The sequence below is a fragment of the Bradyrhizobium erythrophlei genome, assembly GCF_900129505.1.
GTDB lineage: Bacteria > Pseudomonadota > Alphaproteobacteria > Rhizobiales > Xanthobacteraceae > Bradyrhizobium > Bradyrhizobium erythrophlei_D.
This window is the reverse complement of the sequence record NZ_LT670818.1, coordinates 3631929-3647869: the sequence shown is the minus strand read 5'-3', so window position 1 is coordinate 3647869 and position 15941 is coordinate 3631929. Positions and strand designations below refer to the sequence as shown.

The 15941-nt window shown below is 54.3% G+C and carries 12 protein-coding genes; 9 read left to right on the top strand and 3 right to left on the bottom strand.

The window, feature by feature from the left end; all coding sequences use genetic code 11:
- Positions 1–16: 16 nt before the first annotated feature.
- From B5525_RS43975 to B5525_RS16815, 3 genes are all read left to right on the top strand, one after another.
- Positions 17–589 (top strand): hypothetical protein, encoded by a 573-nt coding sequence (locus B5525_RS43975; protein WP_154073267.1) that lies wholly within the window; start codon positions 17–19, stop codon positions 587–589.
- A 19-nt stretch (positions 590–608) separates the two neighbouring features.
- Positions 609–1301 (top strand): hypothetical protein, encoded by a 693-nt coding sequence (locus B5525_RS16820; protein ID WP_079567011.1) that lies wholly within the window; start codon positions 609–611, stop codon positions 1299–1301.
- A 240-nt stretch (positions 1302–1541) separates the two neighbouring features.
- Entirely contained in the window at positions 1542–4766 is a 3225-nt protein-coding gene (locus tag B5525_RS16815; RefSeq protein WP_079567010.1) for an adenylate/guanylate cyclase domain-containing protein, read from the top strand.
- A gap of 398 nt (positions 4767–5164) precedes the next feature.
- Here the strand turns inward: B5525_RS16815 and B5525_RS16810 are convergent, their stop codons facing one another.
- From B5525_RS16810 to B5525_RS47195, 3 genes are all read right to left on the bottom strand, one after another.
- A complete protein-coding gene (locus B5525_RS16810; RefSeq protein WP_154073266.1) occupies positions 5165–5785 on the bottom strand; it encodes a hypothetical protein in 621 nt (206 codons plus the stop codon).
- 36 nt (positions 5786–5821) lie between these two features.
- Positions 5822–6403 carry a M48 family metalloprotease gene (locus tag B5525_RS47830; RefSeq protein WP_079567008.1) on the bottom strand — a complete coding sequence of 194 codons (582 nt, stop codon included), beginning with the start codon at positions 6401–6403 and terminating at the stop codon, positions 5822–5824.
- 544 nt (positions 6404–6947) lie between these two features.
- Entirely contained in the window at positions 6948–7082 is a 135-nt protein-coding gene (locus B5525_RS47195; protein WP_276328852.1) for a hypothetical protein, read from the bottom strand.
- 157 nt (positions 7083–7239) lie between these two features.
- Here B5525_RS47195 and B5525_RS16800 point away from each other — a divergent pair, with 157 nt between their 5' ends.
- From B5525_RS16800 to B5525_RS16775, 6 genes are all read left to right on the top strand, one after another.
- The gene (locus B5525_RS16800) at positions 7240–7389 is read left to right on the top strand and encodes a helix-turn-helix domain-containing protein (RefSeq protein WP_244567925.1); all 150 of its coding nucleotides are present in this window, start codon (positions 7240–7242) and stop codon (positions 7387–7389) included.
- 818 nt (positions 7390–8207) lie between these two features.
- On the top strand, positions 8208–9086 hold the full coding sequence (locus B5525_RS16795) for a hypothetical protein (RefSeq protein ID WP_079567006.1): 879 nt from the start codon (positions 8208–8210) through the stop codon (positions 9084–9086).
- A gap of 183 nt (positions 9087–9269) precedes the next feature.
- Positions 9270–12023: a class I SAM-dependent DNA methyltransferase gene (locus B5525_RS16790; protein ID WP_079567005.1), complete on the top strand. Its 2754-nt coding sequence runs from the start codon at positions 9270–9272 to the stop codon at positions 12021–12023.
- A gap of 77 nt (positions 12024–12100) precedes the next feature.
- Positions 12101–12385 carry a BrnT family toxin gene (locus B5525_RS16785; protein WP_079567004.1) on the top strand — a complete coding sequence of 95 codons (285 nt, stop codon included), beginning with the start codon at positions 12101–12103 and terminating at the stop codon, positions 12383–12385.
- Between the two features lie 94 nt (positions 12386–12479).
- Positions 12480–14531 carry a DEAD/DEAH box helicase gene (locus B5525_RS16780; protein ID WP_079573448.1) on the top strand — a complete coding sequence of 684 codons (2052 nt, stop codon included), beginning with the start codon at positions 12480–12482 and terminating at the stop codon, positions 14529–14531.
- The gene (locus B5525_RS16775; RefSeq protein WP_154073265.1) at positions 14524–15705 is read left to right on the top strand and encodes a GIY-YIG nuclease family protein; all 1182 of its coding nucleotides are present in this window, start codon (positions 14524–14526) and stop codon (positions 15703–15705) included. Before B5525_RS16780 ends, B5525_RS16775 begins: the two co-directional genes overlap by 8 nt.
- Positions 15706–15941 lie beyond the last annotated feature (236 nt).

Genomic DNA, 15941 nt, shown 5'->3' with positions numbered 1-15941 from the left:
AAAGTTTGGAGCGGTCATGCTGTTTTGTGACCATCTGTCTCCTCAGGAAGTGCTTGAAGCAAAGCAGACCAACCGCGAGGATCTACTGGCGGGGTTGGTCGCTGATTTTCGCAAGACATTCCCGGATTTGACGTTCGAACTGCAGCTGGATTTCTCGATCATCAATGCCCAGGCCCTCAGGCTCGCAAACCAGCAACTGGTGACGATCTACGGAGGCCTTGCACTGCATCCCAGGCTCGGACCAGATGGGCTGACGTTCATCGTTCTCCATGAAGTCGGCCACCATCTGGCTGAGGGCTGCCGGTCGAAACGTGACCCTTCGCTGGCGTGCGAATGTGCCGCCGATTATTGGGCGGTAACGACCGGTATGGCAGATCTCCGGCTGAGAACCGATCGGTCACTTCGGATGCAAGTGGCGGTTGAGGAATTGGATGCAGTGCTGAGTCCTAGACAACCCTCAAAAGGCAAGTACACTAAAACAAATAAATCTTCCGGCTGTTGGGCCGGAGGTTGGCCATCCCGAAGAAGCGCTCTTCTGGCGAGGGATCGGTCGCCACAAACGACAGGATGTTGCATCAGTCATATTTAATTTTGAAGCGGAGGCGAATATGGGCTCTTTCATCAATTCGCAGGCAGACAACGAAATTTGCGAAGCGCTTAACAAGAGATTTTCAGACGACGTCGACCCGAGTGACGCGCAAAATCGAACCTACATCACGGTGCTTCGCGACCATTTTCAAAATCGAGAAAATTTTCTCGACGGCGCCCACCACTTGAACCGCGTATTTCATCGCTTGGCCAAGAGCGTCACTGGCGGCGCGAGTGTTCCGAGGAACAAACAAAGTCGACATCGGTGGCTCGCTCTTCTTCGCGGCACCCTGCCGGCTGCGGTGATGCAGGCAATAAGAAACCAACTGACAGCCATATTGACGCAGGCAAGCGCGGCTAACCCGGCTGGATCTGTCAACTACGTCGTCTTTTCGACGCAACACGTTCCGACGCGCTCGGGCACTTTTGAGTTGTTCGATCAAAACAGCCCGGCGCCACAGGTCCTTACGGATGCGAACCAGAAAGCCTATTGTTCAGTGGTGCTTCAATGCAACGTCGATGCCCCGCTCCCCGATGCCCCGAACGAGACTGATCCTCCCACTGCGGATCCCGGCGAAACGACCTTTGCAGTTCGAAGACGCCCTCAAAAGGGCGGAAAGAAAGCAAGGAAGTCGGTAAAAAAATCCTCGGCAAAGAAAAAGAAGATAATCACCAAGAAAGGCAAGGCGAAGAAGGCAGGAAAGCGAAAATAGAAGCGCTTATTTTTGGAGCCTGAAGGGCTCGGCGACAAGATCGTTTCGATTGAGCCCCAGGATTCAGACTGAGAACGGCGATGTATGCTCATACTTTGGGCCTGCAAAGCGGGGCTTGCTCGGCTAATTTGAGAACCTACGAAATCTGTTTTTGCAACGCCGCATAGAATTGATCGGCGTGAAGCGCTATAGTTCTCGCTTAGACGCAGCAGCGCGCCGCGACGGCCTGAGGGACGTTGGATGCAGTGTTTACATTGCGGTTGCCCGAACAAGGCAACCAATGAATATTGCGAGGGATGCGGGTCTGCTCTCGGTATCGAGTGTGCGGCTTGTGGACACGTCAACGGACCGGCAGCCCGGTTTTGTGGGCAATGCAGTACGGCACTGAGGCACACCCCCGTCGCGGCGAGCAATCAGGCTTGGCAAAAGGTTCTCCGGTCACTTCATGCCAAGGGTGGGGAGCGCAAGCGCCTTACCATTCTATTTGCCGACATCTGCAATTCGACGAGTCTTATCGACAAGTTGGGAGACCCCGAACTTGGGATGAGACGCTTGCAGCCCATTCTGGATTTGATGAACGAAGCAGTCGTTCGCTACGATGGGGTCGTCAACAAATCCCAGGGCGATGGAGTGATGGCGCTATTTGGCGCTCCACAACCTCATGAGGATCACGCTATCCGCGGCTGTCTTGCGGCGCTTGCGATGCAGGATGGAATGATCCGCATTGGCGATCCCGATCTGCGAGTCCGGGTTGGCGTTCATACCGGAGAGGTGGTTGTTCAAGCGATTGAGCACGGGATTTATCAGACCTATGATGCCGCCGGCGCAAATGTGCACCTCGCGAACCGCATGGAGCAGCTGGCGGACCCCGGCAGCATCCTAATCTCCAACGAGAGCTATGCCGCCGCCAAGCAATTTATCGAAATCGAGCCTTTGGGCACGCAAACCATTCGAGGGATAGCGGCCCCGCTGGACGTCTTCAAGCTCAGGGGACTTCAAAACGCTCCCTCCAGCGGGGTCTTTCGAAGCGGCAGACGGCTCAGTCCGTTGACCGGTCGCGATGCCCAGTTCTCCGCTCTCTTGCTCGAACTCGAAAGCACGATCAACCGTGACGGTCGTGTCGTAGGCGTTGTCGGCGAGGCCGGAATCGGGAAAAGTCGGCTCTGCTTCGAGTTTGCCGAACATTGTCGCGGGAGGGATATCCGTGTCTTCGAAGCCCGTGTCCTGGCGCACGGCAAGGCCACGCCATTTCAGCCGGTGCTCGAACTGTTACGCGACTATTTCGGTCTTCGAACCAAGGAAGCGATTGGTATCTCCCGCAGCCGGGTCCTCGACAGGTTAGCAACGCTGCCGGTCGAAGAGCATTTTGCGCTCGTATTATTGGAATTCCTCGGACTTGCGGATCCGCATCACCTGGCCCCCAAGCTCGATCCAAAGGCCAGAAAAGCACAACTGCTCGATTTTGTGAGGACGTTGCCTCGTTCGGGCCCGCAGGAGACGAGCACGGTTGTAATCATAGAAGATCTGCACTGGATCGATTCCGCGAGCGTGGAGTTCGTCGAGGCACTCGCCGATGCGGTTGTCGGCACCGGGACCCTCCTGGTCGTCAACTTCAGGCCGGGCTTTGTCGCCCCGTTGATGCAGCGATCGCACTATCGACAGATCACCATGCCTCCCCTGGCGCCGGTACAAGCGACCTCGCTGTTGCAGGATCATCTTGGCAACGATGCCTCGCTGGCGTTGTTGACCAGAAACATTGTCGAGCGCGCCCAGGGCAATCCCTTCTTTATCGAGGAGTTGATCAACGCGCTGGTCGAACGCGGCGACTTCGAAGGGGAGAAAGGGGCATATCGGCTCAAGGGCGGGATTGATGCAATTCCGCTACCCACCACCGTGCAAGCGGTCGTAGCAGCCAGAATCGATCGCCTCGAAGAGGATGCGAAACAAGTACTCGAGGTTGCCTCGGTGATAGGCCGAGAGATTTCCATATCGATCCTGGAGCGCGTTTGTGGCTTCGACCCATCAGAACTTTCGCAGGCGGTGCAACATTTGCGGCGCTCCGAGCTGCTTTATGATGTCCCACCCTTCGAGCAGAGGCTCCTCGCTTTTCGTCACCCGCTAATTCAGGAGGTGGCCTATCGGTCATTGCTGCATGCCCGTGGACGGGAGCTTCATTCAATGGTCGCTCAGGCGATCGAAAGTCTCTTCAAGGATCGCGCCGAAGAACGGGCTTCTCTCCTGGCCTATCATTTCGAGCAGGCTGGCGAAAATCTAAAAGCGGCTCAACAGAATATGCGCGCCGCCGTCTGGATTGGCGCGAACGATCCCAGCCAGGCCTTGAGAAGCTGGATGAAGGTCCGTGAACTGCTGTCGGACCAACCTCCGTCGAAACCAATCGACTATTTGCGAATGATGGCTTGTGGGCAGATTGTCAATTTTGGATGGCGAGAAGGGATTTCGGCGGAGGACGCCCTGATCTACTTCGAGGAAGCCAAACAACTGGCGCTGGCTTTGGGGGACATGAGAGCCAATGCACTGATCCACGCGGCGTACGGTCGAATTCTGGCGAATGGCGGTTCGGCGGATGAGTATGTGGAAAAGATCCGCGAAGCCAAAGCGATCGCCGATGAAGGTGACGATCCCAGCGTTCAAATAACGCTCAAGGCGGTACTGTGTCACGCGCTGTGGCTGTCGGGTCTTTTGAGAGAAGCGCTCCAGATGAACATCGGGGCAATGGACCGTGCTCACGAGATCGCGCAATTCGACCGTCAAATGCTGGGTTTTGATATCGAGATCTGGCTGATTGCCTTGCGTGGTCGAACGCTGGTGATGCTCGATCGGCAGGAAGAAGCCCGCCCGTTTCTCGACCGGATCCTCGAGCTGGAAAGCAGTCAGGTCGATCCCGTTCATCATGTCATGCCAAGCATGGCGTATGTGGACACAGCCTGGGCACAGGAAAACCTCGGGCTGGCTCGCGAACATGCTGACCGGGCATTCGCCATCGCGATCAAGAGCGGGAACCCCTATCTGCGAGTTTATGCCCAAGCCAGCCGGGGTCTTTCCCACATCGTTTCGGGAAGGCTTACTTCGGCTATCGAGGATTTATCCGAAGCTCTGCGCTTCGCCCGATGTCGAAAGGCCGGCCTGGAAAACGAACCGCGCATCCTGGCCGATCTGGCAAATGCCTACAGACTGAACGGCGACATCCAGAACAGCTTCTCTGTCGTCAACGAGGCAATAAAGGTTGCCATCGATCGCAACGCCCGCGTGCCGGAATGCCTGGCTCGAATTGTACACGCAAAACTTCTGTTATCGGGAACCAGCGATCAAAAGATTGCCGGAGGCCAGGAACTGGAGCGCGCGCAGGCGCTGATGCAGGAAACGGGCGCCATGATATTCAAGGCGATGATCGCGCCTTCGATGGATGAGCTCCCCGGCGCTCAGGCCTCCATCAAGGCAAACTGACCGCGGGCAATCTGTTGGATGGCAATCTGTTGGAAGGCAATCTGTTGGAAGGCTTGGCCAAGGCATCAAACGTAGTGCGATCAACATCGCCGATCGGTGAGTTGTCTCCCCCGCCGGCAGTAGTTCTCGATCTTGCGATGAGGTCTCGGAAGGTCAGGAAATCCAAGTGGCATCAACTGCCTGGAGATGGTGGGCGCGACAGGGATCGAACCTGTGACCCCCTCGATGTCAACGAGGTGCTCTCCCTTGTCTCGCCTACGGCTCGACCGAAAAATCGTAGAAGATCAGCTGCTTACGCAGCTTACGATTTTGTCGTGAGCTACGCAATAGACCGAAAATTGGAGCCAAGTGGGACCAGATTGGGCCCAGTTAGGTAAACCAAATTGTGCCCCACAGTGTCAGTCTTGGGCCGGCTTAGGCGCAGCATCGGGATTTTGGCCCTGTGCCGCCGCACCATCGTTACCGTCGATAGGGACAAGATTGAAAGTATAACCGCCCTGGGGGTCCAACTCTAAATTCGTCCCGGAGAGTTTACTCATCGGAGGAGTTACCAACACAATCCGCAAATACTTAACCGGATTTGCGCCCGAGTTGTCGAACTCATCTGAAGGAAGCACTGTCTGAGTAGGACCTTCGATACAATCGAAATCGATATAGCCATAGGAAGTATCATTTAGGACCGTCGAAATGAGCCCCCTAATGATCTGATGATTGTTTGGGGTGAGCACGTTCGAGTTGTTAGACAAAAAATAGATCCACCTTGCCTCCAGATGAGGTTGCCCACCGGAGCTGTCGTCTGGAAGCAAACACTTGTTGTCACCTCTCGGCGAGTGTTTGTGTTTGACGTTGAGAGTCAGCGCCAAAAGATCATTGTTTGGGTCAGCAAACGCTGTTTTAATTGCGGTTGCGGTTCCGAGAATATTATCGTTTCTGAGATCGGCTAAACGAGGCGGGCTAAACTCCTTTTGGAAGTGTTTAATCAAATGTCGAGTACCTTTCGTCAGGACCAAACTCCCCATACTAACCTCCATTGATTGATAGTTTTTTTTTGCAAATCAAGCGGTTGGAAAGTCGCAACCAAAGCATTTTCGAAATTCCTGCTTTGCGCAGCATGGCATTTCACGGTTGTAAACTCCAGCGCGGAAAATGCGATCGCGACAAGCGGCGGATAGGTCAGGTTCGTCCCCACCCATCATGCGGCTAAGGTCTCGCTGCAGAATGAAAAGCTCTCTCGCTGCCCGCAGAGTTATCTCCTTGGCTCTCGAACCGAAGACGAGCGGCATCGCCGTTTGCGCAGCCCAATAATCAGCCTGGCCCTGCCAAGTCATCCAAGTCATGTGAGGGTCACGCGGCAGACCACCTAAATGATGTCCCGTCTCATGCGCTAGCATTAGGGCCAATCCGCATTTGCTGATCGCGCGATATCTCACCAAACCGCCGTATACTCGAACATACCGATCCGATCCTAGCCGCCAAGCTTGGGCATTGATCGTTGGAGACTCCCAAAAGAGTTCGTAGGTGATCTCAGGAAATGCGATACCAAACTTTTTGAGCAAGTCTAACACCACGCGGCGCCGCTGTTGCTGAGCGCGTCGGCTGGGAAGCACCTCCTCCGCAGGCCAGTTTAAGAAGCTCATGTGATCAACATTTGTGCACTTCTTTGGAATGATCCCCTGAATCTTAGCGCGTCCAGTACCGGTCCGCTATCTGGCAACATGCCGTCCGATTGAGCGGGGTTGATTCAGGGAGGCCCCTTTTCTCGGCTTGGCAGGGCGAGAGTTCAGCAAATGGCTTCCGTTAGAATTGTGATAGGTAGTTGGAGCAGGATTCTTTCTGAGGCACCCTCAGTGCCGACCATTGGTGGCTATGAATTCCGCTTTCAAATTTGTCGGGCATCCGATGAGGGATACCCCTGGCATGGCGACCACGAGCATGACGCCGAAGTGTGGGAAGGTTTGTAAGGGAGCCGGCCTGCGTCAATCATTGTGGCTGACTCGGAGAACAGAGTTTCGATCACCGGCCTTAGTTATCAGCAATCCTGGACGGTATTAGTCCACCGATCATGAAGGATGCAGGGACGGTACGTACTGGTCTGTACATCGTACCGGAACATCCATGCGGTGAAGAGAAGGACTGAAACTGTCAGGATAATCCAGACATAGCGCAGGGAGAGGTTGTTCATTAATTCCGACCCATCAGTTCGAGCAGCATGACGAGAGCACCGGCTCCTCCAAAGAACCAGCTAGCGGCTTTCCACTCTTGAAAATGAGAGATGGCTGCAAGGAAGAGAGAAGCAACGCCGATAGTGGAGATCATCTTCTTCTCCTCCTTCGTTCGAGCGAGGCAAAACATAAATCTCAAATAATGACTATAATCCCTAGAGACTATATGCCCGACAAGGCCCGATCCTGCAATGCAGAATTGGTGCGTCCTCGTCGGCAAGAACGTTCGTCGCCTTCGACTTCAGAAGGGCATGACGCAGGAAGAATTGGCATTTGAGGCAGAGATCGATCTTACCTATGTCGGCGGGATAGAGCGTGGTCGTCGCAACCCAAGCCTGATGGTTCTCGTTAGAATAGCCAAGGCGCTAGGCGTACCTCCGCCGAAGTTGCTGGAAGGATGATTGCCAGCTCAGGACGTGGATAGCCCTCTAAGACTCAGGGAGACTCGTGGATTCGTTTATCTTGTGGCCGCTACCCTTCCCCTATCTGCCCGCAAGCCCCCTCAGCGGCTTTCGAGAGTCTAGCAACGGGTCTTCAGCTAGAGCTGTGATAGGTAGTGAGACTCGCCGTACGCCCTAGGCGTACTCCCACCTTACTCCCCCCGCTTGCTTGTCGGAGGGTCAGGCCACCTGTGCTTGAAGGGGGGAGGAGGGGGGTGACCTTGCCTTCTCTTGGTGAATCTGACCGTCCCATTTTCTCACAGAAATTATCTTTCACCCCATTGTCTCTAGATGACCGAGAGAGAGTGTGTGTCGTGGATTCGCCCCCTGGGAAGAAGTGGTTGGGTAACTCGATAGAGGGTACACACTTGTCAGAAATCTCCTCATACCTTAGTCTTGGAATGCCAAAGCGCCCCGGCATAGGTAGGACTCTCCTTCAGAGCACCTGATGCCTACGAGTAGCTCCTGCACATCACACCGGACCTCATGATTCAAAGCGAGTCCTAGATTCGTTTTGTCGTGGCCGTCGTCCCTCTTTCCCTGCCTACCAGGAGGCCTCTCAGCGGTTCTCCAGAGTCCAGGAATCGACCCTGGTCAGAGGCCTTGAAAAGAGCCGTTGCCGTGGCCGCGCTCTTTGTCGCACCGCAAACTCAACTCCAGCCCTGAGAGCGCAGCTTGTGATCCGGTTGAAATTCCTGGTTCCCTCGACCAAGGCGCGCATGTCATAGTTTGGTGTCGCGGTTTGCCGCTTGGTCGTCGATTTAAGGGTGTCCCACACAATGTCCCCTGACGAAGAGATCCTTCTGTATTTCAAGATAGCGGGTCCGGGAATCGATGCACAAACATTCGCGAATGCGTTGCTGGCGTTCGACGAGCTTTATCGCGCCATCAATGCCTCCGCAAATCCCGGGCGAGAGATTGAAGTCGAATTTATAAGTTCTGACCAAGGTAGCATCAGAACGATAATTCGGATCTTCCAAAAGGATACTCAAACACTACTACATGCTCCAGTTACGCTGTTGATCCTTCCAATTTTGATTGCCGTCGTCGTCACAAAACTCATGTCTGATACGGTGACAATTGTCGTTGATGAGAATTCTTACGTTGTTGAATACGGAAGTGAAAAGATCATTTTGCCGAAGGACGCGGCTAAGACCGTCGAACGAGTGGACCATGATGCAGCCGTCCGGCGCACGGTTCGTAAGTTCTTCAGCATTGTCGAAAGTGACTCCAACGTGACCGCTGTTGATTTTCGTCGGCCGATTGCACCTAACCAACCGGTCATGCCCATTGAAAAAAATCAATTCGCCACTCTTCGCGATCTTCCCGAAGTTGAATTACCCGCACTCCCAAAGAAGAGAGAAGAATACCACAGTCGAGCACCCGTTGTCGTCTTGACGGCAGTATTGGAAAAATCAAAACGGAAGTGGCAGTTCCTCTGGCGGGGTCAAAAAATCTCAGCCGACATACGCGACGACAGTTTCTTTGAGAAGCTGGCAAACCATGAATATGAGTTTGGGCAGGGCGACACCCTGACGGTCGATCTCGTTGCAGAGCAAGAAATCAATGATTTTGTCGGAGCCTATGAGACTAAAACGTTCTACATAACAAAAGTGCATAAGCATTCTAGGGGTCCGAAGCAGCAGACCCTCTTTTAGGCATTTGTGACGATAGAGGCCTTCGTGATAGGTAGGGGTACCGGGGGGGCGCAGCGTCCTTTGCTTTGCGAATCCAACCTGGACAAATTCGCGCAGAAATTCCAGATACTCTGAGTTGGACAAAAAGCCTGCTAAGGGACGCGAAGAAAATGCTGCAACATCCTAAGAAAGAAGAGCAAGAAGTTGAACGCCGTTGAGATTGAAGAAGCGATTTCCGCGTTGGCTGAGCAGGCCTTCGACGCTCAAGAATTCCCGTTTGCCTTCCTTGAAGCCTTCGGAAACAAGCCGACGACAATCAAGCGGCTACGCTCGGGCGCATCAAACAAGTCTGACCTGGGCGGCGTTCTTCAGACAAACAACATCCATCTCGCCGTCTGTCCAACCGGTGAGGTAACGAAGACCCTTGTCGCGCTAAGGGCAAGTTCGGCCACGACCAAAGCTAAGGCGAGGTTTATTCTTGCGACGGATGGGTTGGACTTTGAGGCCGAGGATTTGACGATCGGCGAGACGGTCGCCTGCGCTTATCAGGACTTCCCGGACCACTTTGGTTTCTTCCTACCGCTGGCAGGAATCGCGACCGTCAAGCAGGTCCGCGAGAGCTCTTTCGACATCAGGGCGACCAGCCGTCTGAACCGGCTCTACATCGAGCTTCTGAAGGACAATCCCGAGTGGGGAACAACCGAACGCCGCCGCGATATGAACCATTTCATGGCGCGATTGATCTTTTGCTTCTTCGCCGAGGACACAGGCATTTTCAACGGCACGATCCTTTTCACGGCCACCACCGAGCGGATGAGCGCGAGGGACTCGTCCAACACCCATGAGGTAATTGGCGAGCTGTTCCGCGCGATGAACACGAGGATTGAGGATAGGGCGAGTGCCAATATACCTCGATGGGCCGAAACGTTTCCCTACGTGAACGGTGGCTTGTTCTCGGGCAATATGGACGCGCCGCGTTTCAGCCGAATTGCGCGCTCCTATCTGCTCCATATCGGCAATCTCGACTGGACGAAGATCAACCCAGACATCTTCGGATCGATGATCCAAGCGGTCGCAGAAGACGAAGAGCGCGGTGCACTCGGCATGCACTACACCAGCGTGCCGAACATTCTGAGGGTACTCAATCCGCTCTTTCTCGACGACCTGCGCGCACGGCTTGAGGAAGCACGTGAAAATCCTCGCACACTGTTAAATCTGCGCAAACGGCTGTCGAAGATCAGGGTGTTCGATCCAGCCTGCGGATCAGGCAACTTCTTAGTCATCGCATACAAGGAGATGAGGGCGATCGAAGCCGAGATCAACCGGTTACGCGGCGAGACTGACAGGCACACCGAAATTCCGCTCACCAGCTTCCGAGGAATCGAGCTGCGCGACTTTCCAGCCGAGATTGCGCGCTTGGCGCTCATAATCGCCGAATATCAGTGCGACGTGCTCTATCTCGGCCAGAAGGAAGCCCTAGCCGAGTTCCTGCCACTCGATGCGCAAAGCTGGATCACCTGCGGCAACGCGCTGCGGCTAGATTGGCTAAGCATCTGTCCGCCGACAGGGACGAGCGTGAAGCACACTTCGGACGATCTGTTTAATACGCCGCTGGATCAGGCGCAGATCGATTTTGAGAGCGAAGAAGGCGAAACCTATATCTGCGGTAATCCCCCGTACTTAGGCGGGAAGGGCCAGTCAGCAGAACAAAAGGCTGAGCTAACGAGTGTCTTCGGGACGCGTGAGAAGATTGGCGAACTCGACTACGTCTCGGCCTGGCTGCTAAAGGGCGCCGCGTATGTAGCCCGTGAGGCAGCCAAAGTAGCTTTTGTGGCAACAAACTCAGTAAATCAGGGAGCGCAAGTCCATCAACTCTGGCCTCGAATTTTCAACCTTGGGATCGAGATTTCTTTCGCGCATAAGGATTTTCGATGGACCAACAACGCCGCGAACAATGCAGCGGTCGCTTGCTCAATCATTGGGCTTGAAAGGCGTGGGCGAAAGCAGAAGATGCTGTTTGAAGATGGACTTGCGAGGGAGGTGGGTTGCATTGGCCCATACTTGGTGCCTGGAAATGAAATAGTCGTTTCTCAGTCCTTGGCTCCACTTTCCAAGTTAATGCCGATTATTACCGGCAACAGCCCTTACGATGGCGGCAATCTAATTCTCTCGGCCAACGAACGGTCCAAGCTGCTAAGCGACCATCCGGATGCCGCTAACTTGATCAAGCGGCTGTATGGATCAAACGAATACCTCAACAACGAGCAGCGGTATTGCCTGTGGATTGACGATCAAAGTCTTTCGGCGGCAAGCGCAATCCCCGAAATTCGAGACAGGATCGAAAAAGTACGCCAATTTCGGTCGGGCGGTGGGCAGGTCGCGAGCGGTCTTGTCTCACGCCCGCATCAGTTTCGCTACACACACCAAGCGAGCTCTCATCTGATCATCGCTCCGCGAGTCTCTTCAGAACGGAGACTATACATTCCTTTCGGCGTTCTTTCCGAAAACTGCATCGTCAGTGATTCAGCTCAAGTGATTTATGATGCTTCATTATGGCACTTGTCCATCTTGCTAAGCCTAGTTCACATGTCGTGGGTTCGCACCTTAGCAGGTAGGTTGGAAATGCGTCTGCGCTATTCCTCAGCTCTTTGCTATAACACCTTCCCAGTTCCAACTCTGACTGAAAAGAATAAGATCGACCTGACTCGCTGCGCCGAGGATATTTTGTTGGCGCGCGAGGCGCATTTTCCCGCGACGCTCGCCGATCTTTACGATCCCGACAATATGCCTGCCGACCTGCGCGAGGCCCACGAGCGCAACGACGAGATACTCGAGCGCATATATATCGGCCGTCGCTTCAAGAACGATACGGAGCGGCTCGAAAAGCTGTTCGACCTCTACATCAAATTACGGGCGGTAAAGGTAAGAGCGGACGCTAAAGTGGCACCAAATCCTTAAGTGAGAGGCTTAGTGGCTCTGGACGGAGTGTGAATGGAAACATACATTGAAGGTACTGGGATCGCCGGGGGGCTTGAATGGATGGGTTTGACTGGGACCCAGCGAAGAACGCTGCGAATAAGCATAAACATGGTCTGTCTTTCGAGGAGGCTGCTTCTATTTTCAATGGGCCAGTGCTGACAGGTCCGGATGACAGCGATGGCGAGTACCGCGAAAAGAGCTTTGGCCTCTTGGGCGGCGTTGTCGTTGTCTGTCTGATTCACACCGAACAGTGTGGAAAAATCCGCATCATTAGCGCCCGCAAGGCGACAGCGAATGAAAGAAAGCACTTCGATGCCTATCTCAAAAAAGCGCTTATCTGAGTTGGCTGCGTTGCCAGATGGAGCGATCGACACTTCCGACATTTCGGAGGCGGACGAGGCGTTCTTTCGAGCGGCCAAACTTCGTCGGCCGACGATGATTTCTTCAGGCCACGTGCCTTCTGTTTCCGTTACCTACGCCAGGACTGGGGCATCAACGCGCGCAAATGCGTTTGGAATGCGACCAATGCAGGAGCGCGCCTACGAACGCCGCGGTGAGCAATACCTTCTAATCAAGTCGCCCCCCGCTTCGGGTAAGAGCCGCGCGCTCATGTTCATTGCTCTCGACAAACTTTATAATCAGGGTCTCAAGCAGGCGATCATCGTTGTGCCGGAAAGATCCATCGGCGCGAGCTTCAGCGACGAGCCGCTAACCAAGTTAGGCTTTTGGGCCGACTGGACCGTTCAGCCAAAATGGAACCTCTGCAACGCGCCAGGATCCGAAGGCGGCAAGGTTAGTTCAGTTGGAGCCTTCCTCGAAAGCGAGGACAAGGTGCTCGTCTGCACCCATGCGACCTTTCGTTTCGCCGTGGACAAGTTTGGTGTTGAGAAATTCGACGACCGGTTGATTGCCGTTGACGAGTTTCACCACGTTTCGGTCAGCCCCGACAATAAGCTCGGCCTACATCTCGGCCAGTTCATTGCCCGCGACAAGGTGCACATCGTCGCAATGACAGGCTCCTATTTCCGGGGCGATGCTGTGGCGGTGCTTTCACCGGAGGACGAGGAGAAGTTCGATACGGTCACGTACACCTACTACGAGCAGCTGAATGGCTACGAATATCTGAAACAACTCGACATCGGCTATTTCTTCTACTCGGGCTCCTATGCCGACGACATCCTAAAAGTGCTCGACCCGACCGAGAAGACGATCGTCCACATTCCGAGTGTCAATTCGCGAGAAAGCACGAAAGACAAAATCAGGGAGGTCGAGCATATCATCGAGGAGTTGGGCGAATGGCAGGGAACTGATCCGGTCACCGGCTTTCAGTTGGTCAAGAGGCCCGATGGCCGTGTGCTCAAGATCGCCGACTTGGTCGATGACGACACCGCAAAGCGCGACCGCGTTTCAGCATCGCTGAAGGACTCAGCACAGAAGAACAATCGCGAGTATGTAGACTTCATCATCGCACTTGGCATGGCGAAGGAAGGTTTTGACTGGATTTGGTGTGAGCATGCGCTGACGGTTGGCTATCGATCGAGTCTAACAGAGATTGTGCAGATCATCGGCCGCGCTACCAGAGATGCGCCTGGCAAGACCCGTGCGCGCTTTACCAACCTGATCGCGGAACCCGACGCCACCGAGGAGGCCGTTAGAGAGGCGGTTAACGATACACTCAAAGCCATCGCGGCCAGCCTTCTTATGGAGCAGGTCCTTGCACCGCGTTTCAACTTCACGCCGAAGAATCCTACTAGCGGGCCGATCGACGGTTTCGACTACGGCGATCAGGGATACGATCCAAAGAAATGTAACGTAGGCTTCAATCACCAGACCGGTCAATTCCAGATCGAGATCAAAGGTCTGACCGAACCCAAGAGCAAGGAAGCCGCGCGGATATGCCAGGAGGACCTGACCGAGGTGATTGCTGCTTTCGTTCAGGACAAGACCGCTATCGAACGCGGTATATTTGATGATGAGCTTGTGCCCGAGGAACTGACCAGGGTCCGGATGGGCAAGATAATCAAGGACAAATACCCCGGACTCGATGAGGGGGATCAGGAGGCGGTTCGTCAGCACGCCATCGCTGCCCTCAACCTGACGCAACAAGCCAAGCAGCTTGCGATCGGAGAACGTGACGCGGAACAGAATTCCAATACTGCCTTGATTGACGGCGTACGCAAGTTTGCGATGGATGTGCGCGAACTGGACATTGACTTAATCGACCGTGTCAACCCGTTCGGAGAAGCCTATGCGATCCTCGCTAAGTCGATGAGCGAGGATAGCTTGAAGCAGGTAGCGGCGGCAATTGCGGCTAAGCGTACAAGCCTGACACCGGAGGAGGCTAAAGACCTAGCGTTCCGGGCTGTTAAATTCAAAAAGGAACGGGGTCGTCTCCCCTCGATCAGCTCATCAGATGCCTGGGAGAAGCGGATGGCTGAGGGCGCTGCCGCTTTCGTCCGGTTCAAGGATGAGGGTCGCTATGACTGACCTCGACGATCTGCGCTCCGAACTTGATGATTTCGCACAGCCGGATAAGAAGGGTGGGCACTCCCTGCGCCACGAGCGTATCCTCGCGGGCTTTGAGGACATCCAGCGTTTTGCCCAAGAGCATGGACGTGCGCCCCAACACGGCGAGGACCGCGACATCTTCGAAAGGCTTTACGCCGTCCGTCTTGACCGGCTTTGCGCGCTTGAGGAATGTCGATTCCTTCTCAAGCCTCTTGATCATCAGGGCCTACTAACCAAATCAGAAGCTGCCCCTGCCGTGTATGAAGGGTTGATGAGTGAGGACGAGTTGCTCGCCGAATTGGAGGGCGCAGCAGGTTCGTCTGATATCACCCAACTCCGCCATGTCCGTACCAGCACGGAGAAACGCGCGGCTGAAGAAATTGCTAACCGTCAGAAATGCGAGGATTTTGATCGGTTCAAGCCAATCTTTCAGCAGGTTCAGAAAGAGATCGAATCCGGCATCAGAGGGACTCGACCATTTGAATTAAAGGCGGAGATTGCGCCCGGCACAATGTTTATTGTCGGAGGGCAGAAGGCGTATGTCGCCAAGATGGGTAAGGTATTTACAAACACCCAAGGCCGTACGGACGCGCGTCTCCGCGTGATCTTCGATAATAGGACCGAAAGCAACATGCTCATGCGCTCGCTTCAACGGGCGTTGCACAAAGACGAAGCGGGCCGACGAATTACCGATCCGGTTGCGGGTCCGCTCTTCTCTGACCAGTACGCAGAGGATGATCAGGCAACGGGCACTATCTACGTGCTGCGAAGCAAGTCCGAACATCCGGTGGTCGCGGCGAATCGTGACCTGATCCATAAAATCGGCGTGACAAGTATGAGCGTCGATCAGCGTATCGCTGGTGCGAGACTCCAGCCGACATTTCTCATGGCAGATGTGGATGTCGTTGCTAACTATGAGCTTTACAACATCAGTCGCACGAAACTGGAAAAACTGATCCACCGGGTATTTGAGTCGGCGCGTCTCGATATTGAGATTAAGGACCGCTTCGGGCAACCAATAGTACCGCGCGAATGGTTTCTCGTTCCGCTCTTCGTAATCGACGAGGTAGTTCAGAAGATCAGAGCCGGCACTATTTCGAATTTTGTGTACGATCCGAAGTCGGCTTCCTTAGTAGAGTCCCTAAGATCATAGGAAGGTTGGGGGTAATGTCGGGGGATAAAATGACCCATAACTAGGGGTCAGAAAAATATCTTAATTTAAGATCCGAAATCTGAAAATCTTAGTGATATCAAAGCCCTTCGCAATGAAGGTTGGCCATAGGTGTTGGGCCACCTCATTGTTGCCTAAAAATCATCTGCCTAGCCTCTCCCTATTCGGCCCGCAGTCTCGCGATCTCGCTTCAACACAGGACGCCCCTCTGTCGACTG